The 17,161-nt window shown below is 44.1% G+C and carries 20 protein-coding genes; 6 read left to right on the plus strand and 14 right to left on the minus strand.

All coding sequences use genetic code 11. The annotated features are described in order from the left end of the window. Positions 1-441 precede the first annotated feature (441 nt). The gene (locus AC5W14_RS08365) at positions 442-798 is read left to right on the plus strand and encodes a YgzB family protein (protein ID WP_120193598.1); all 357 of its coding nucleotides are present in this window, start codon (positions 442-444) and stop codon (positions 796-798) included. A gap of 33 nt (positions 799-831) precedes the next feature. On the opposite strand, the gene perR is transcribed toward AC5W14_RS08365, so the two are convergent. From perR to bcp, 4 genes are all read right to left on the minus strand, one after another. Then, positions 832-1,269: a peroxide-responsive transcriptional repressor PerR gene (gene perR / locus AC5W14_RS08370; protein WP_120193967.1), complete on the minus strand. Its 438-nt coding sequence runs from the start codon at positions 1,267-1,269 to the stop codon at positions 832-834. Positions 1,270-1,377: 108 nt separating this feature from the next. After that, positions 1,378-1,671 (minus strand): cyclic-di-AMP receptor, encoded by a 294-nt coding sequence (locus AC5W14_RS08375; RefSeq protein ID WP_496060482.1) that lies wholly within the window; start codon positions 1,669-1,671, stop codon positions 1,378-1,380. Positions 1,672-1,683: 12 nt separating this feature from the next. After that, positions 1,684-2,646, minus strand: a complete 963-nt coding sequence (locus tag AC5W14_RS08380) for a D-2-hydroxyacid dehydrogenase (protein ID WP_496194117.1) — start codon at positions 2,644-2,646, stop codon at positions 1,684-1,686. After that, positions 2,636-3,115, minus strand: coding sequence for a thioredoxin-dependent thiol peroxidase (bcp, locus tag AC5W14_RS08385; protein ID WP_496060480.1), 480 nt, complete (start codon positions 3,113-3,115; stop codon positions 2,636-2,638). The genes AC5W14_RS08380 and bcp overlap by 11 nt, the downstream gene beginning before the upstream one ends. Before the next feature lie 205 nt (positions 3,116-3,320). On the opposite strand from bcp, the gene AC5W14_RS08390 reads away from it, so the two are divergent. Together AC5W14_RS08390 and AC5W14_RS08395 are read left to right on the plus strand one after the other, a co-directional pair. After that, a complete protein-coding gene (locus AC5W14_RS08390) occupies positions 3,321-4,616 on the plus strand; it encodes a glutamate-1-semialdehyde 2,1-aminomutase (RefSeq protein WP_496194118.1) in 1,296 nt (431 codons plus the stop codon). An 88-nt stretch (positions 4,617-4,704) separates the two neighbouring features. Then, the gene (locus AC5W14_RS08395; RefSeq protein ID WP_496060478.1) at positions 4,705-5,793 is read left to right on the plus strand and encodes an FUSC family protein; all 1,089 of its coding nucleotides are present in this window, start codon (positions 4,705-4,707) and stop codon (positions 5,791-5,793) included. Positions 5,794-5,825: 32 nt separating this feature from the next. Here AC5W14_RS08395 and AC5W14_RS08400 read toward each other — a convergent pair whose 3' ends face one another. The 3 genes from AC5W14_RS08400 to fabL all read right to left on the minus strand — a co-directional run bounded on the left by AC5W14_RS08400 (position 5,826) and on the right by fabL (position 8,949). Further along, the gene (locus tag AC5W14_RS08400) at positions 5,826-7,607 is read right to left on the minus strand and encodes an ABC transporter ATP-binding protein (protein WP_496194119.1); all 1,782 of its coding nucleotides are present in this window, start codon (positions 7,605-7,607) and stop codon (positions 5,826-5,828) included. Continuing rightward, positions 7,604-8,131, minus strand: a complete 528-nt coding sequence (ntdP, locus tag AC5W14_RS08405; RefSeq protein ID WP_496060476.1) for a nucleoside tri-diphosphate phosphatase — start codon at positions 8,129-8,131, stop codon at positions 7,604-7,606. Before ntdP ends, AC5W14_RS08400 begins: the two co-directional genes overlap by 4 nt. Positions 8,132-8,196: 65 nt before the next feature. Then, complete coding sequence (gene fabL, locus AC5W14_RS08410) at positions 8,197-8,949, minus strand: enoyl-[acyl-carrier-protein] reductase FabL (RefSeq protein WP_496060475.1); 753 nt, start codon at positions 8,947-8,949, stop codon at positions 8,197-8,199. Positions 8,950-9,094: 145 nt separating this feature from the next. Here fabL and AC5W14_RS08415 point away from each other — a divergent pair, with 145 nt between their 5' ends. Then, the gene (locus tag AC5W14_RS08415; protein WP_496194120.1) at positions 9,095-10,249 is read left to right on the plus strand and encodes an aminotransferase class I/II-fold pyridoxal phosphate-dependent enzyme; all 1,155 of its coding nucleotides are present in this window, start codon (positions 9,095-9,097) and stop codon (positions 10,247-10,249) included. 64 nt (positions 10,250-10,313) lie between these two features. Continuing rightward, entirely contained in the window at positions 10,314-10,634 is a 321-nt protein-coding gene (locus AC5W14_RS08420; protein WP_496060473.1) for a hypothetical protein, read from the plus strand. Between the two features lie 101 nt (positions 10,635-10,735). Here the strand turns inward: AC5W14_RS08420 and AC5W14_RS08425 are convergent, their stop codons facing one another. From AC5W14_RS08425 to AC5W14_RS08440, 4 genes are read right to left on the minus strand one after another with little or no spacing between them, the layout of a single operon-like run. Next, positions 10,736-12,349, minus strand: a complete 1,614-nt coding sequence (locus AC5W14_RS08425; protein WP_496194121.1) for a gamma-glutamyltransferase family protein — start codon at positions 12,347-12,349, stop codon at positions 10,736-10,738. A gap of 12 nt (positions 12,350-12,361) precedes the next feature. Then, entirely contained in the window at positions 12,362-13,120 is a 759-nt protein-coding gene (locus AC5W14_RS08430; protein ID WP_496194122.1) for an SDR family NAD(P)-dependent oxidoreductase, read from the minus strand. A gap of 1 nt (position 13,121) precedes the next feature. Continuing rightward, entirely contained in the window at positions 13,122-14,216 is a 1,095-nt protein-coding gene (gene mutY, locus AC5W14_RS08435; RefSeq protein ID WP_496060470.1) for an A/G-specific adenine glycosylase, read from the minus strand. 21 nt (positions 14,217-14,237) lie between these two features. Beyond that, the gene (locus tag AC5W14_RS08440) at positions 14,238-14,528 is read right to left on the minus strand and encodes a hypothetical protein (RefSeq protein WP_496194123.1); all 291 of its coding nucleotides are present in this window, start codon (positions 14,526-14,528) and stop codon (positions 14,238-14,240) included. 146 nt (positions 14,529-14,674) lie between these two features. Here AC5W14_RS08440 and AC5W14_RS08445 point away from each other — a divergent pair, with 146 nt between their 5' ends. Continuing rightward, entirely contained in the window at positions 14,675-15,661 is a 987-nt protein-coding gene (locus tag AC5W14_RS08445) for a metal-dependent hydrolase (protein ID WP_496194124.1), read from the plus strand. 14 nt (positions 15,662-15,675) lie between these two features. Here AC5W14_RS08445 and AC5W14_RS08450 read toward each other — a convergent pair whose 3' ends face one another. The 3 genes from AC5W14_RS08450 to recX are packed head-to-tail and all read right to left on the minus strand — an operon-like array spanning position 15,676 to position 17,082. Further along, positions 15,676-15,945 (minus strand): YfhJ family protein, encoded by a 270-nt coding sequence (locus AC5W14_RS08450; protein WP_496194125.1) that lies wholly within the window; start codon positions 15,943-15,945, stop codon positions 15,676-15,678. Further along, positions 15,938-16,261 carry a YfhH family protein gene (locus AC5W14_RS08455; protein ID WP_496194126.1) on the minus strand — a complete coding sequence of 108 codons (324 nt, stop codon included), beginning with the start codon at positions 16,259-16,261 and terminating at the stop codon, positions 15,938-15,940. Before AC5W14_RS08455 ends, AC5W14_RS08450 begins: the two co-directional genes overlap by 8 nt. A gap of 11 nt (positions 16,262-16,272) precedes the next feature. Further along, positions 16,273-17,082, minus strand: coding sequence for a recombination regulator RecX (gene recX / locus AC5W14_RS08460; protein ID WP_496194127.1), 810 nt, complete (start codon positions 17,080-17,082; stop codon positions 16,273-16,275). Positions 17,083-17,161: the final 79 nt, after the last annotated feature.

A 17,161-nucleotide genomic window follows, 5' to 3' on the forward strand; every position in this document is an offset into this window, starting at 1 on the left:
GCCAAGATCAAACTCTCCATGAAAGTTGATGCTTAGGTCATGCTGGTCTTACATTGCGCAGCAGGCCTTGCCTGCCGCGACTTGATATTTCGCGCGTTGTTTTCATTCCATTTTCAAAGGACACTATTTTTGATACTGTCGTGTTTTGGCGACTTTTATAAGATACCATTTTCAATAGTTAATGTCAATGACATTTATAAAATTAATCTGCTGTGTTTCTTTAGAGCAGGAAGCCGTTTGGCGACAATGTGTAATATACCATTATATAAAATAGATAGTCAATAGTTATTGATAAAATTATTATAGAAAAATGATTCTGAAGAATCTGCTTCTATTATATTTACTGTTTATTTATATGGCGCATCTTCTATTATCATGTGAGAAGACAGTTTTTGCAAGCACTTTCATGTGATATAATCATTATATCCGGGAGGTAATAAAATGGCGCTGAAAGCTTCAAATAAAATTAATCGTATTCGAACATTTGCTTTATCCCTTGTATTTGTAGGTATTTTCATTATGTATATTGGCATCTTTTTCAGGACTTCTCCTATTATAATGACAATCGCTATGATATTAGGCTTTATTTTTGTTATTTCAAGCAGCGTAGTTTATTTTTGGATTGGCATGATTTCTACAAGTACAGTGCAGGTAACCTGTCCCAACTGCAATAAAACAACGAAAATTCTCGGCAGAGTGGACGCATGCATGTACTGTGATGAACCGCTGACTCTTGATAAAACCCTGGAAGGAAAAGAATTTGATTCCGCCTACAATAGAAAGCATACAAAAAGCTGACCCGTCACCGGGCCAGCTTTTTGTATGGATGAATTAATGTCTCGAAATTGGTGCACAGTCAGGACATTTGCCGTAAATCTCCATACGGTGTGTGTTGATCTGAAATCCTGTGACATGTTCTGCAAGTGATTCCACTTCATCCAGACCCGGATAATGAAAATCAACGATCTTTCCGCAATCTGAACAAACAACATGATAATGATCAGATGTTACACAGTCGAAACGGCTTGAGGAATCGCCGTACGATAATTCTCTTACGATCCCTACTTCTTTGAAAACACGAAGATTATTATAAACCGTAGCAACGCTCATATTCGGGAATTTCCCTTCGAGGGCCTTATATATGTCATCTGCGGTCGGGTGGCTCATCGAATCATATAAAAATTCCAAAATAGCATGACGCTGCGGTGTCATGCGGATCTTCGTACTTTTCAATGAATGCACCACTTCCTGAAGGCGTTCGTTCGCCATCGTCATGCACCTCACTTTCTTTTATACAACAATTCTTTAATTATAATTCTTATAATTAAATATTATCCGAATGATCTATCGGTTGTCAATCATTGTCCCTTTGAGGTTTTATGAGACCGGCAGCCCTGAAGCATTTTTCGCGTCTATTAAAAAACTAATAAACCTGTGCGTCCGTTCCTGCTTTTTTCCTTTTTTCTTCTCATAGTCCAGACATATACTTTTCAGGGATTCAGTCAGCACATCTACTTCTTTTTCCTGTATTCCAAATAAAAACGTCGTGCTTCCCTTCCGTAGAAAGCTTCCACTGCTCGAAAGCTTTGTCATCCGATACCCCAGTCTTTTTGTGCGGCTTTCAATCTCATCTACATAATAATCATCTACCACACATATCATTAATTTCATAATGACTGCCCCCTAATATCCTTTTTTAACGTCTACTACATTAATCATAGATTCCGGGTGACGAAGAAATGATTTCAGGTTTTGTTCGAAGATATCCATAGCTCTAGGTATATACCCTGAAGAAATACCTGAAATATGCGGAGTGACCGTTACGTTTTCCATTTCCCAAAACGGATGACTCTCTCCCAGCGGCTCCTGATTAAATACATCCAGAACTGCGTGATGGATGGATCCCTTCTGCAGCGCATCTATAAGATCCTCTTCCAGCACAGTCGCACCTCTTCCGATGTTAATGAATACCGCTTCTTCTTTCATCGCTTCAAATACATGCTGGTCCATTATATTTTCCGTTTCCTCTGTAAGCGGCAGGACGTTCACTACATAATCAGCCGAAGAAACCGCTTCTTTGAGCTGAGAAGTACTGTACATTTTGTCAAAGTAAGAAGCCGCTCCGCCTTTTGTATTTACTCCTGTAGTATGCATGTCAAACCGCTTAACGGCTTTGGCTGCTTCTGTCCCAATCGAGCCCGCTCCGAGAATCGTTACGTTTCTGCCTTCCACCTCAACCGGTACAGCACGGCGGCTCCATATTTTCTCCTGTTCCTGCTTATAGTACTGTTTCCCCTGCCTGGCATGCTGCAGTATTGCAAAAATTGTATACTCTGCCATAGGCTTACCATGGATTCCTTTGACGTTAGTTACTTTTATTCCCTTTTGTTCTATCGCTTCAAACGGCATTTTGTCCATTCCTGCTGAAATAACCATAATCCACTGCAGGCGGGAAGCAGCAGTTATGTCTTCGGCCGTCAGGTCTTCTCCATAGGTAAGAATAATATCCGCTTTATGCAGATAGTCTCTCGCCTCTTCTATAGACTTTGACCAGACAAACACCGCCTCTGGAAAAGATTCGTTTAAATGTTCTTTAATAACCGATTTCATTTTGGTTGTCGATACGATAACTGGTTTATTTTCCATACCCAGAAGACTCCTTTAACGAATGCAGAACCTGTTCTGCGTGATTTTTCACACGAACATTTCTCCACTCTTTTATTAGAATGCCTTCTTCGTTAATTAGAAAAGTAGAGCGGACAATACCCATATATTCTTTACCGAATGTTTTCTTTAGCTGCCAGACCCCGAACGCTTCCGCTGCCGTCTTTTCTTCATCAGACAGTAAAGGGAACGGCAGTCCATGCTTTTCAATAAACGCTTCATGTTTTTTTAACGGATCCGGACTAACACCTAGTACGACGGCATTAGCTTTCTCCCATTCCTCTGATAAGTCTCTGAAATCGCAGGCTTCGGTGGTGCAGCCGGGAGTCATGTCTTTCGGGTAGAAATAGAGTACAATGTTTTTTCCTTTATAATCTTCCAGGGATATGTCTTTTCCACTGCTTGCCGGCAGAGTAACAGACGGTACTTTTTCTCCAATATGTATAGTCAATGGTTTTCCTCCTTATTAGTGGTTGTACATAAATTATTACAGCAACTTCTGCTTTTCGCAACATCGGAAGGGTGGATATGGAAAAATCTTCATTTATATATGCTTTTTCTTTTATTATATAGATAAAAAAAGGAAAAGTAAGATAAAATAGAAAGCTGAACCGTATGACTGCACACTAAAGCCATTTATCAAAAGGATGAGTAAAATGAACAAACGCATAGAATCTGAAGCATTATACAATGAAGCAAAAAATATTATTCTCGGCGGCGTGAACAGCCCTTCCCGATCTTTTAAAGGAGTCGGCGGCGGAACACCTGTGTTTATGAAAAATGGGAAAGGCGCTTATTTGTATGATGAGGATGGAAACAAATACATCGATTATTTAGCGGCTTACGGTCCTATCATTACCGGACACGGCCATCCCGCTATCACAAAGGCTGTTACAAAGGCTGCCGAAAACGGCACGCTCATTGGGGCCCCGACGAAGCTCGAAAACCAGTTCGGACACCTTCTTCGTGATGCCATCCCCTCCCTTGAGAGAGTCCGATTTGTTAATTCCGGCACCGAAGCTGTCATGACTACTATCCGCGTGGCACGTGCCTATACAGGCAAAAATAAAATCATAAAGTTTGAAGGCTGCTATCATGGACATTCCGACCTGGTCCTAGTCGCAGCCGGCTCGGGCCCTTCTACTCTGGGGTCTCCTGATTCTGCCGGAGTTACTAGAAATATAGCAGAAGAAGTGATTACCGTACCTTTCAATGACCTGGACGGCCTGAAAGCCGCATTGGAGCAATGGGGAGATGATATTGCTGCCGTTATGGTAGAACCAATCGTTGGAAATTTCGGTATGGTTATGCCTGAACCTGGTTTCCTCGAAGGCGTAAATGCATTAACCCATCAGGCGGATGCTCTCGTTATTTATGACGAAGTCATTACCGCTTTCCGCTTTATGTATGGCGGTGCCCAAAACCTGCTCGGTGTTACGCCGGACATGACAGCACTTGGTAAAATTATCGGCGGCGGTCTGCCCATTGGCGCCTACGGCGGCAGACAGGATATTATGGAAGAAGTAGCACCGATGGGACCTGCTTATCAGGCAGGGACGATGTCCGGCAACCCTGCCTCCATGAGTTCCGGCATTGCCTGCCTGGAGCTTCTTCAACAGCCTGGTCTTTATGAAAACCTTGACCGCCTCGGGGAAAAACTCGAAAAAGGACTTCAGGAGGCTGTGGATGAATACAGTATTCCCGCTTCCATTAATCGAATCAAAGGAGCCCTTACGCTTTATTTCACACCTGATAAAGTGAGAAATTACCAGGATGCCAAGCAGGGCAGTGACGTATTATTTTCCGCCTTCTTTAAAGGCATGCTTGATAAAGGGATTCACCTGGCTCCATCTAAATACGAAGCATGGTTTTTGACGACAGCCCACACAGAGGCTGACATTGATGATACGGTAGAGGCAGCCAGAGAAGTTCTTGCCTCTCTCGCCACTTGATGAAGCCGGTATTATTGTGTATAGTATCGAATGGCTGAAAAATATGCCATCAAATACAGTTCTATAAAGAAAGGAATTATGCATTCCCATGAAATTAGGGGCACGTATATTTAAAACCGGGCTCGCCATCGTTATTGCTATTTACATTTCCACCTGGGCTGGTCTGGAACCTGCTTTTTTTGCTGCCATCTCGGCCACCTTTGCTATTCAGCCTTCTGTTTTCCGATCCTACCAGACTATTCTTGAACAGATTCAGGCTAATATTATTGGGGCCGGCTTAGCTATCATTTTTGCGCTGACGTTCGGATTTGAACCGGTGATTATCGGAGTTACGGTAATGGTAACGATCGCCATTATTTTAAAAATAAGGCTTGATGCTTCTTCTATTCCCATAGCTTTAGTTACAGTTATCATCATTATGGGAAACCCGGCTTCGCAGACTAACTTTCTTATTTTTGCCGGTGAACGGTTCCTCCTTATTTTACTTGGGGTACTGTCGGCTTTTATTGTAAATTTAATTTTTCTGCCGCCCAAGTATGAAACCAAGCTCTATCACAAAATATCAGACCATACCGTGGATGTTATCCGCTGGATTCGTTTAAAAACAAGATTTGAAACGAATCATTATTCCTTGAAAAAGGATCTGCCGGTCATGAACGAAACATCTTTAAAAATAGATAATTTATTTGCACTTTATAAAGAAGAGCGTACGTACTTTTTAAAAAGCAAGTGGAGCAAGGCGCGTAAAATTGTTTTATTCAAAGAAATGATTTCCGCCCACCGCAAAGCGCTCTCCATCCTAAAAACGCTGGATAAACACGAGCACCAGCTTCAGGGCATGCCTGAAGACATGCAGACGTTTATTCAAAGGCAGCTGGATCATTTAACGGAGTATCATGACCGTATTCTCATGCGGTACGTAGGCAAAGTGAATGTGCAGCTGACCGATCGCATGGAAGAAGAAGTAGAATCAGGCGAAAGCCGCCTGACCGATTCATTCATGGACTTGTATGACCAGCAGTATGTAACGCGGGACGAATGGCTTCATCTTCTCCCCGTCGTCTCCCACATTGTAGAATACAACGAACAGCTCGATCATCTGGCGACGTTAGTAGAAAGTTTCTTTAACTATCACCAGAAAGAAAATACCGTCACAATTAAAAATCCGGAAGAATAGCAAAAAGCACGCCCCCTTAGAGGCGTGCTTTTTTACGTATGCTGCACATTATAAAGTTTGTGATACGCACCCTGCGCATTCATCAGCTCTACATGCGAGCCGCTTTCGCTCACTTTTCCATTTTCAATGACGACAATCCGGTCAGCATGGGTAATAGTCGAAAGACGGTGTGCCACAATAAATGTTGTTCTGTCTTTGGATAAAAGGCCCATTGCCTCCTGGATTAGGTGTTCGCTTTCCAAATCAAGTGCCGATGTGGCTTCATCAAATATCAGCATAGGAGGATCCTTAAGAAAAACCCGCGCAATGGCTACTCTCTGCTTTTGACCGCCGGAGAGCTTTACGCCGCGTTCTCCTACCGGAGTATCATACCCCTGCGGAAGGTTCATAATAAACTCGTGGGCATTTGCCGCTTTTGCCGCAGCTATTACTTCCTCATCCCCTGCATCGGGATTCCCCATAAGAATATTTAATTTAACCGAATCGCTGAATAAAATATTATCCTGCAGTACAATTCCTATTTTATCTCGGAGAGAATGTATCGTGTAGTCGCGGATATCGGTTCCGTCCAGCTTGATCGAGCCGCTGCTCACATCATAAAACCTCGGCAGAAGACTTACAAGCGTACTTTTCCCGCCGCCGCTCATACCGACAAGGGCGACGGTTTCTCCCATTTTCACTTGAAGGTTAATATCTTTTAATACTTCTTCTCCACCTTCTTCATAAGCGAATGTTACATGGTCAAACTGAATTTTCCCATCTGTTCTGTGGAGAATTTCAGCGTCTTTTTTATCTTTTATATCGTATTTTTCATCTACAAATTCAAAGACTCTATCCATAGAGGCGATTGACTGTGTAATGGTCGTTGACGAATTCACGAGACGGCGCAATGGGCCATACAGCCTTTCAATATACGCGATAAACGCTACCATTTCGCCTATCTGCAGCCCTCCATTTATAACAAGGTAGCCGGCTGCCAGAATAACAATCAACGGTGCAATATCTGTAATCGTATTCACGACAGCAAACGTTTTTGCATTCCATTTGGAATGATCTATCGCTTTATCCAGAAAGTTCGTGTTCCGCCTGTCAAACTGGCCCTGCTCGTAATCTTCCAGTCCAAAGCTGCGGATCACATTCATCCCCTGCACCCGTTCGTGAAGATGCCCCTGCACATCTGCGAGAGCCTGGGACCGGACTCTTGTTAAGTGACGGAGCCGGGAATAAAAGTATTTAATGGAAAGTGCATATAGCGGAAACAGTGACACAGCGACCAGCGTCAGCCAGCCGTTCATCGTCAGCATAATAATGATGACAATGATGATCGTCACCAGGTCCAGCCATACGTTCATTAACCCGGTAATAACAAAGTTCTTTGTCTGTTCTACATCATTAATAACTCTGGAAATCACTTCGCCGGCTTTTCGGTTCGAATAAAAACGGAGACTGAGTTTTTGAATGTGTGCAAACAGCTGATCTCTTATATCATAGAGAACTTTACTGCCGGTCCATTGGGCAAAGTACTGGCGGTAATACTCTACCGGAGGGCGAATGATCAAAAATACAACGATCGCACCGCCAAGCAGCCATAAAAGCGTACTTGTTTTTTCTGCATTGCTTATGCCATCTGCCAAAATCAAATCGTCAATAACATAGGCCATAATAAGAGGAGTTAAAAGAGGAATTCCAAATTTAAGCACTCCAATTAAAATAGTAAATACGATAATCCATTTATATGGTTTAACAAAGGTTAAGTAACGTCGGATACTCCCTTTGACTTTCTGCTTTTTCGGTTTGTCTGTTCCGTATTTCATCGAAAGAATAAATACCTTTCATACCACTGCTCCACAAACTGCGGGGCAAACGGGCCCTTTCCCTGGTAAATCCAGGACTGCAGCTCTCTTACCCCATTCCAGACTTTTTCATCTACCATAGGGGGATAGTTCATTGTTTTGCTGTGCTCTTTGTACTCTTCTTCATCCAGCAAATTGTACGTCATATCCGGCAGTACTTTAATATCAAGATCGTAATCAATATATTTTAATGCCTCTTCATCCCAGACGAAAGGCGTGCCGACATTGCAGTAATAATGGATACCGTCCGAGCGGATCATTCCAATGACGTTAAACCATTTTTCCCAGTGGAAGTAGCAGATGGCCGGTTCTCTCGTCCGCCATACTCTGCCGTCTGACTCATGCACAAGAATTCTATCATTGCCGCCGATAATTTCTTTAGAGGTTCCTTTTAAAATAAGGGTCTCTTCCCAAACGCGGTGCAGTGTTCCATTGTGCTTATAGCTCTGTATTTCGATCGTCTTTCCGGTTGCGGGGAATTCCATGCATTTCTCCTTCCTATAGCCTCCATAATTATATTTGTCCTTTGTTTATTGTTGGCCGAAGGACTTTATGTGAGAAGCGATATACCTCCATCAACAATAATAGTCTGCCCGCGGATCATTGAGGCCTGCGGGGAAAGCAGGAACATAACTCCGTTTGCAAGGTCTTCTTTATCTACCATCCGTCCGGCAGGTGTTCTTTTCTTAGCATCTTCAAGCATTTCCTCTTGATTCGGGAAATGATTTAAGGCATCTGTATCGACTACGCCGCCGGATACAGCATTGACTACGATGTTTTTTGAAGCAAGTTCAACCGCCAGATAGCGGGTGAGCGATTCAACCGCCGCTTTGGATACGCCGACCGCTGTATAGTTATCAAGCACTCTCTGGGCTCCAAGTGAACTGAGGCTGACGATAGAGCCGCCGTCGTTTTTTTCCATCAGCTTTGCTGCCTCCTGGCCGCAGAATAAAAGAGCCTTGCTGTTAATACCCATCGTCCAGTCCCAGTGGTTTTCTTCCAGCTCCATGAGCGGCTTTAATACACCGGACGCCGCATTATTTACAAATACGTCCAGCCTTCCGAAATGCTCATCAATCTCTGCAAATAACTCTTTTATTTTTTCTACTTTCCCGACGTTTGCTTTAACGACAAGTACTTCTGCACCTTTTGCACGAAGCTCTTCTGCCGTTTCCTCTGCTGCTTTTTTGCTGCGGGCATAGTTAATGACGATATTATATCCCTGATCTGCCAGCTTATGGGCAATATGCTTTCCTATTCCCCTGCTGCTTCCTGTTACGAGCGCTACCTTATGACTGTTCATCTTTTCTCCTCCATTTTACAATAACACTTTATCCTTACACAGTATAACGTATTTCCTCTTCAAGCAAAAACACCGTCTTTTCGCTTCCTTATTTTTATCATTTTCTTTTATACTGAATGCAGTATGTAAAAGGAGGAGCTTTATTATGATACAACCAGCTGAACGAACAAAATCACTCGGAGCCAGCGTATTTACTGAAATGGCCCGTCATAAGGAAAAAGCAGTCTCTAAAGGCATCGATATGATTGATCTAAGTGTCGGAAGCCCGGATCTGCCGCCCCCGGCCGGTGTCCGTTCTGTTTTATCTGAAGAAGCGGAGCAGGAACACAATTACGGGTACGCGCTGCAGGGGCTGAATGCATTTAACGAAGCAGCCTCAAGCTATTGCAGAGACCGTTTTGATATATCTGTTCACTCCCATGAAGTGCTGCAGCTGCTCGGCTCCCATGACGGCCTGTCGCACCTGGCACTGGCCTATTTAAATCCCGGGGATTATATTATCATTCCCGATCCCGGTTATCCGATTTATTCTGCCTGCGCAGATCTTGCCGGAGCCTATACATACTCTGTGGCACTTAATGAAGAAAATCAGTTTATGCCTGATATAACTGCCGTGCCTGACCATATTCTGGAACGGACCAAGATTCTTATTATGAATTATCCCGGCAATCCCGCTTCTGCCCGGGCAACAAAAGACTATTTTGAGAAAGTCATTCAGCTGGCACTGAAGCACTCTATCCTCGTTGTTCATGACTTTGCTTACGCAGAGCTCGATTTCACTGAAAATAAACCGCTCAGCATCTTTCATATAGACCAGGCAAAAGAAACAGCGCTTGAGTTTCACTCCCTTTCAAAAAGCTTCAATATGGCCGGGGCCCGTATCGGGTTTGTTACCGGAAAAGAAGAGTTCCTTGAGCCGCTGGCAGATATTAAATCCAATATTGATTACGGCGTGTTTTACCCTATTCAAAAAGCCGCTATTCATGCGCTGCTTTACGAGCAGCCGTTTCTCTATACGCAGAAACAAACATTCAGACACCGCCGCGATGTATTCTGCAGCGCACTTCATGAACAAGGATGGAACGTGACTGTTCCGGATGGCGGGATGTTTGTCTGGGCAAAGCTTCCTTCTCCCATTACATCAATGGCATTTGCGCTGAAGGCTTTGGAGGCCGGCGTCGTCGTAACGCCGGGCCACGCTTTTGGCAAGGCAGGGGAAGGATATGTGCGGATCGCATTGGTTCAGGAAGAAACCCGGCTTAAAGAAGCGGCTGAACGCCTTACTTCTATTATTTTGTAGTGTATATTTCAGCTTCGATGGGTAAAGAAGGAATAAAGCGCTTTACTTAAAAGGAGAGAGACAAATGCAGAAGAAACGTTATTATGTGGAAATGGAACAGTCAGGTATGGGGCTTTCTGAAGTACAAACCGGCGAAAATACGATACAATATGCTGTCGATGTTACACCGGAAGAAAAAGAAAAACTCGAAAAGCAGATTGATGAAATAAAGCATGAAAATGCCTCCAGCGGAGACATTGTAGCTAGAGCCGTGAATGAAAGAAACGCAGACGCTGCCAAAGATAAGATGCAGGGAAAAATGGATAACCTGTATATTATGATATTTGAATTAGGAACACCGGAAACAAAGGATTTCATTCGTGAAATCCGAAGCGACCTCGTGTAACATGGAAAACCAAATTTCTCTGCCAGCTGAAAAAAACCTATAAAAACGGCCCCCACTATTAGTGGGGGCCGTTTTTCAGCTGTTAACATCTATCTTTCTTGCTACCAGGCCGAAATACTGCCGTCGGTTCTTGATTCTGTTCCAGCTGCATAAACCCCGGAGTCTTTATCCCTCCAGATAATCTGGCCGCGGCCGAAACTGCCCGAATGGTGCGCTGTCTCCATTTGATGCCCTCTGGCTGCAAGCTGTTGGATCGTAGAGGCTGGAAACGCATGCTCAATGCTTACCTTTTTCCCGCTCAGCCACTGCCATCTCGGAGCATCAAGCGCAGCCTGCGGATTCATGCCAAAATCTATCGTATTCATTACCACCTGCATATGGCCCTGCGGCTGCATAAATCCTCCCATTACTCCAAAAGGACCGACCGCTTTTTTCCCTTTTGTGAGAAAACCGGGAATAATCGTATGGTATGTTTTCTTCCCGCCTTCCAGCGCGTTATCATGACCGGGATCCATGGAGAAATTATGCCCTCTGTTCTGCAGAGCAATTCCTGTATCCGGCACAACCGTGCCGGATCCGAATCCCATGTAGTTACTTTGAATGAACGATACCATATTGCCCTCATTGTCAGCGGCGGCCAAGTAAACGGTTCCTCCTTTTGGAGGGATGCCTGCCTGAGGATCCACTGCTTTTTCTCCAATCAGACCGGTTCTTTCTTTTATATAGGCTTCAGATAGAAGAGCGGCAGTGCTTTTTTTCATTTTGGAATCATCTGTAATATATTCCAGACCGTCAGAAAATGCCAGCTTTAACGCTTCTATCTGTTTATGCAGCGTCTCTTCGTTATCTCTTTCTTTTAAAGAATGGCTTTCGATCATTTTCAAAGCCTGCAGTGCGACAAGGCCCTGCCCGTTTGGCGGGATTTCCCACACCTCATATCCTTTATAGGAAACATGAATCGGATCCACCCACTCCGCCCGGAAAGAGGCCAGGTCATCTTTTGAAAGAAAGCCGTCATGGGCAGCGGAGAAATCTGCTATTTCTTCTGCTATACTGCCTTCATAAAACGAACGGTCTCCATCTTCAGCCAGGCGCTTCAGCGTCCTCGCGTGACCCGGTGACTTCCACATTTCCCCGGCCTGAGGCACTTTTCCTCCCGGCATAAATACACGGAACCACTCATCGAACTCTTTGCCTTTCAGCTTTTGTTCAAAAGAAGCCGCTCCTTTCCCCCAAAACTCGGCCAGAACCGGTGACAACGGATATCCATTTTCGGCGTACTCGATCGCCGGCTGCAGCAGATCGGAAAATGGCAGCCTGCCAAAACGCCGGGAAAGCTCTCCCCAGGCAGAAGGTGCGCCCGGAACGGTAACAGGAATCAATCCGTGTACAGGGATTGCTGACAATCCTCTTTTTTTCAATGCAGCGATGGATAAAGAAACTGGCGCCGGCCCGCTTGCATTTAAGCCGTGTAGTTTGTCTTTTATCCACACCAGGGCAAAGGCGTCCCCGCCGATCCCATTTGAAGTCGGCTCTACCACAGTGAGACATGCCGCTGTCGCAATAGCAGCATCAACTGCGTTTCCGCCTTTTTTTAATATGTCCAGGCCGGCCTGCGAAGCAAGCGGCTGGGAGGTAGCTACTACACCATTTTTGGCATAGACCGTAGAACGTTTAGACGCATATGGATTATAGTTCGAATCAAATGTAAGCATATTAGTCCCCTTTTACATATTCATATTTGACTGGCCGCCGTCTACATTAATGCTTGCCCCGATGATCCAGGAGCTTTTTGGCGAAGCAAGAAACAAAGCCGTATTGGCAATTTCTTCTACCGTCCCGAAGCGTCCGGCCGGTATTTCCTGTTTAACAAAAGCCTTCATTTTCTCCGGATCCGCATCTATTCGCTTCTGCCAGTTTCCGCTTGGATGAAGGATAGAGCCGGGAGCAATCGAATTGACACGAATTCCTTTTTTTACAGCTTCATCCGCCAGAGATTTCGTAAAGCTTATTAATGCGGCCTTTGCGTTATTGTATGTAGGCTTTCCTCCTGACTCCCTTCCGAAAATAGAAGTAATCTGCAGGATCACCCCTTCCTGCTTTTTTATCATCTGCTTATAAGCAAGCTTGCTTAAATGGACAGCGGAGAAATAATTCCATTCCATCGCATGGTAGAAGTCCTCCATATCGGTCTCCAGAACAGAAGTGCCGTTACTGCCTCCCAGATTATTCACAAGAATATCAATGTCTCCCGCTTCATCCAGAAAAGCCTGAAACACATCTTCTCTCTGCTTTTCTTCTGTTAAATCCCCGGTTAAAGGAATAATTGCTGCCTGCTTTGCCGCCATTTCATTTAAGATGTCCGTTGACCGGGCCACTGCCCCAACAATGGCTCCTTCTGCAGCAAATGCCTCTGCAATACCGCGGCCGATTCCTTTTGAGGCACCTGTGACGAGTACTTTTTTTCCTTTGAGCTCCAGATCCATGTTACTTCCCCTCTCCTTTTTGCTGATGCAGTATTTTTTGGTGGGAAACAGGAAAAGCATAGGCCTCCGCTTCTTCCAGCGTCATCCACTTCCAGCGTCCTTCCGCCGGTGTTGTCACTTCACTTTCCACCGTTTCTGCTTCATAAACCGTAATATTCCAGATCAAATGGGAAAAAGCGTGCTCCACATACTGAATAGGTTCTATATTAATGGCTTGCGCACCTATATGATCATTAATAAATACCTGAACCTGTTCTGCCTGCGGTTCTTCTTGTTTTGTTCCTGCATTTGGAAACTCCCACATTTTGGCGAGCAGCCCTTTTTCTTCTCTTTGGTGAAAAAGAAAACGTCCGTCTGGTGATTTCAGCACAACCGCAGCCATTTCCCGGGCTTTCGCCGCTTTCTTCTTTTCTTTAATTGGGAGGATTTGTTCTTTCCCCTGCATCCGGGCTTCACAGAATTCCTGAACAGGACAGAGCAGACAGCCGGGAGAACGGGGTGTACAAACCATCGCCCCAAGTTCCATAACCGCCTGGTTAAACTGGGAGGGCGGCACATTTTCTAAAAAAGGGGGAAGAGCGGATTCAAATATTTTTCTCGTTTTCGCTTTGCCGATATCTTCTTCAATACATAACAGCCTGGAAAACACCCTCATTACATTGCCATCCACCGCCGGTTCCGGCAATTCATAGGCGATGCTCATAACGGCACCTGCAGTGTAGGGACCCACTCCTTTTAATGAAGAAAACAACTTCGGGTCTGCCGGCACCCTGCCCTCGTATTTCTCATGTACTTCTTTTACAGCATGATGAAGATTACGAACCCTGGAATAATAGCCGAGGCCTTCCCACGCTTTAAGCACCTTTTCCTCTTCTGCTTCCGCTAAATCTTTAATAGAAGGAAATTTCTCCATAAAATTATTAAAATAAGGAATAACCGTGTCTACTTTTGTCTGCTGAAGCATGACTTCAGATACCCATATTCTATAGGGATCCTGGTTTTCCCGCCAAGGCAGAACTCTTTGATTGTGCCCGTACCACTCCAGCAGCTGCTCCTGAAAATTTCCTATATCTATACTATTCCATTTTTCTGTCATTATATCCTCCTGCTGTTGCCATTACTTTTTATTCAGCCGGGAAAATGCCCAGCAGTTCATCCCTGCCGCCCCTTTTTCAAGTAAAGGCAGAAGCCCCCCGAATGTTGTATCCGCTGGATCCCTGCGCCTTTCTTTTATGTATTCATACTCCTTCATGGAAGAAACTTCTATCATTTCTACATACAGCCCCTGTTGATCTGCGGCTTCGTACCATTCCACAGTTCCCGATTCCAGAGCGTCCATTTCCTTTACTACTTTTTCCATTTCAGCCAGGTAGGTTTCCCTGCTTTCTTCCTTTATTTTATACTCCATGAAAATTACAATAGGTTTCTGCATAAACCCCTGTCCTTTCTGCATGCTAAGGCATGTCATCTATAAAAGATCATGTTATAATTTTTAAATAGACTTTTCACATTATATGAACGTTCTTTGAGGAACTGTTCCTGAAGGAGGTACCCTTGGATACTGCAACGCACGTTGTTATGGGTGTAGGAATCGGCGGTCTGGCTACTATGGATCCCGTGATCGCCGAAAATCCTGCTGCTCTTCAAACCGTAATGGCAGCCGTAATTATAGGGTCACAGGCTCCTGATTTCGACACCATACTTAAGCTGAAAAATAACGCGGTCTATATAAGGTATCACCGCGGACCTACTCATTCCATTCCGGCTGTTTTAACATGGCCGCTTCTTATATCCGGCTTCTTTTATATGTTTAACCCGGAAATTTCGTTTCTGCATTTGTGGCTGTGGACATTTTTGGCAGTATTTCTGCATGTGTTTGTGGATATTTTCAATGCATATGGCACTCAGGCTTTGTCTCCGTTTAACAAAAAGTGGATAGGCCTGGGCGTGATTAACATCTTTGATCCGTTTATTTTCTTTGCTCATATTTTTGGCTTTATTGCATGGAGCTATGGCCTCGATCCCGGATGGACCTTTCTTGCCATTTATGCTGTTTTAATTATTTATTATATATGGCGGTATAGAGTAAGAAACAATGTGCTTATAAAAGCCGCCCATTTCCATCCGGATGCTACTCATTTCTTCATATCCCCTACGTACAATTGGAAAAATTTCCATTTGGTCGTACGGACGAAAGAAAAGCTTCACGTAACAGAATCAAAAGACAAGGTACTCCGTTATTTGGAGAGCTACCCGTTCGAACCGATTCCATCTGATCCGGTTATTAATGCAGCACTGGATGACCGCAACCTTTCTTCCTTTTTATCTTTTTCGCCAACCTACAGATGGCTGGTCAAAGAACTCGATAACGGCTGGGAAGTGAAGTTTATCGATCTGCGGTACCGGAGCAAAGGCTTTTATCCGTTTGTAGCTGTCGTACGGATGAACAAAGAGCTGATTCCTTATACGTCTTACACCGGCTGGATTTTTTCTACAGAAACACTCGAAAAAAAATTAAAACAAGGAGAGCGGCTGCTGTAAAGCGTCGCTCTTTTTTAATGCTTTGTACCGTCAGGCTCATTTAACATTCCGGAAAATTTCTGGTTTGTTGGATTATAGTTGTGCAGGTGAGGGCCGTATTGGCTGATCCACTGAAGCACAATTTTTTCCGTCATTTCTTTTCCCTTGTAATCTCTTCCTGATTTGGCTCTTGTTGCTTCAAAATCTTCCCACAAGTACTCGACCCACATCTGGGCTTTTGCTGTCGACAGCTTCTCATTTTTACTCAGCAGTACATTTGTCAGCCTGCTAATATGATCATCCATTGTGTTCCACCTCTCTTCCAAGCAGTGATAAAGGAAGTGCTTCTAATTCTTCGCTGCCTTTCCTGAATCCCCAGGCAAACACCCCATTAAAATACTCAATATAAAACGTGGTGTCTTCGTTTTTTACTTCGTAGGCACTTCCTTTAGAGAAGTCTTCAGGATTTATCATATAGGCTTCCGCCAATGTTTTCTTTCTTTCATACACGGCAAGTTCACTGACCATCCCCATCTGTTCGGCTTTTTTTGCTTTTTCGTTCAGATCGGCGATCGCCGATCTTATTTCGTGCTCTGTCATCTGACTGTATCGTTTTTCCACTGTTTACTCCCCTATTCTCCGGATACTTTCTGATCCAGAAATCGCTGTATCAGCTGCATGTTAAAGCCTTTTCTATAAAGCTGTTCCTTTACTTTCTGCTGAAGGGTGCGTCCTGTTGCTTTCTTTTCCCATTTACGGAGAATCTTATCGCCGTGAACTTCGAGTCTTTCCCACTCTTCCTCTTCGTCTGGTACAATATCCGCCTCTTCCCAGGCGATAGTAAATATTTCACTGTCGTAACCTTTTTGGCGGAGCGCATCCATCATTTTCTTTTTAAAAATAGTGTGCGCATCTTTCTGCCGCGCTGCTTTTTTTTGAATGATCTTCACGCCTTTATCAATCTGCTTTTCTTTTGTGAATTGTACCAGGGCTTTTTCAGCGAGCTCGGAACCAATTCCTTTTTGTCTCAGGTCACCGGTAATAATTTTCGGTCCTTTATCCGTTGTGTTTATTTTGGTGCGCACAAAAGCTTCCGCGAATGCTTCATCATCCAGAAACTTATAATCCAGAGCCCGGTTTACCGCTTCTTCTACTGCAGCCGGTGCATATTCTTTCTCAAATAAATACTGCTCCACCTGCCATTTTGTCCGCATGGAAAACGATAGATAGTGAAGAACTGCATTCCATGCTCTTCTCTTTTGGTCAAATGCTTCAATCGCTTCAAGCTCTGTATCACTGAGTTCCACTCCCTTTTTCAGGCCAAACTCGACAATAGCAGATTCATCCACACTGAAGGCATATTTTTCTTTCCCGTGCTCTTCTGAAAATATGTTATAACGCTGGCTGTTTTTCTGCTGGGTTGTGATTTTTGCAACTTTCATTTCCCACCTCCACTGGCTGTATAGTGATTAACCTATTTCATTAAAGGGTAACTGTTGTGTAATATCCTTTTCGTTTACT

It is taken from the genome of Sinobaca sp. TMA16-18 (assembly GCF_059510535.1).

Coding starts and splice junctions, on each gene's coding strand:
- AC5W14_RS08390 (WP_496194118.1), top strand. CDS start 3,321: ATGAACAAACGCATAGAATCTGAAGCATTATACAATGAAGCAAAAAAT.
- AC5W14_RS08375 (WP_496060482.1), bottom strand. CDS start 1,671: ATGAAATTAATGATATGTGTGGTAGATGATTATTATGTAGATGAGATT.
- AC5W14_RS08415 (WP_496194120.1), top strand. CDS start 9,095: ATGATACAACCAGCTGAACGAACAAAATCACTCGGAGCCAGCGTATTT.
- mutY (WP_496060470.1), bottom strand. CDS start 14,216: ATGACAGAAAAATGGAATAGTATAGATATAGGAAATTTTCAGGAGCAG.
- AC5W14_RS08450 (WP_496194125.1), bottom strand. CDS start 15,945: ATGGATGATCATATTAGCAGGCTGACAAATGTACTGCTGAGTAAAAAT.
- AC5W14_RS08425 (WP_496194121.1), bottom strand. CDS start 12,349: ATGCTTACATTTGATTCGAACTATAATCCATATGCGTCTAAACGTTCT.
- AC5W14_RS08380 (WP_496194117.1), bottom strand. CDS start 2,646: ATGGAAAATAAACCAGTTATCGTATCGACAACCAAAATGAAATCGGTT.
- fabL (WP_496060475.1), bottom strand. CDS start 8,949: ATGAACAGTCATAAGGTAGCGCTCGTAACAGGAAGCAGCAGGGGAATA.
- AC5W14_RS08430 (WP_496194122.1), bottom strand. CDS start 13,120: ATGGATCTGGAGCTCAAAGGAAAAAAAGTACTCGTCACAGGTGCCTCA.
- AC5W14_RS08400 (WP_496194119.1), bottom strand. CDS start 7,607: ATGAAATACGGAACAGACAAACCGAAAAAGCAGAAAGTCAAAGGGAGT.
- perR (WP_120193967.1), bottom strand. CDS start 1,269: ATGGCGAACGAACGCCTTCAGGAAGTGGTGCATTCATTGAAAAGTACG.
- ntdP (WP_496060476.1), bottom strand. CDS start 8,131: ATGGAATTCCCCGCAACCGGAAAGACGATCGAAATACAGAGCTATAAG.
- AC5W14_RS08395 (WP_496060478.1), top strand. CDS start 4,705: ATGAAATTAGGGGCACGTATATTTAAAACCGGGCTCGCCATCGTTATT.
- AC5W14_RS08440 (WP_496194123.1), bottom strand. CDS start 14,528: ATGGAGTATAAAATAAAGGAAGAAAGCAGGGAAACCTACCTGGCTGAA.
- recX (WP_496194127.1), bottom strand. CDS start 17,082: ATGAAAGTTGCAAAAATCACAACCCAGCAGAAAAACAGCCAGCGTTAT.
- AC5W14_RS08365 (WP_120193598.1), top strand. CDS start 442: ATGGCGCTGAAAGCTTCAAATAAAATTAATCGTATTCGAACATTTGCT.
- AC5W14_RS08420 (WP_496060473.1), top strand. CDS start 10,314: ATGCAGAAGAAACGTTATTATGTGGAAATGGAACAGTCAGGTATGGGG.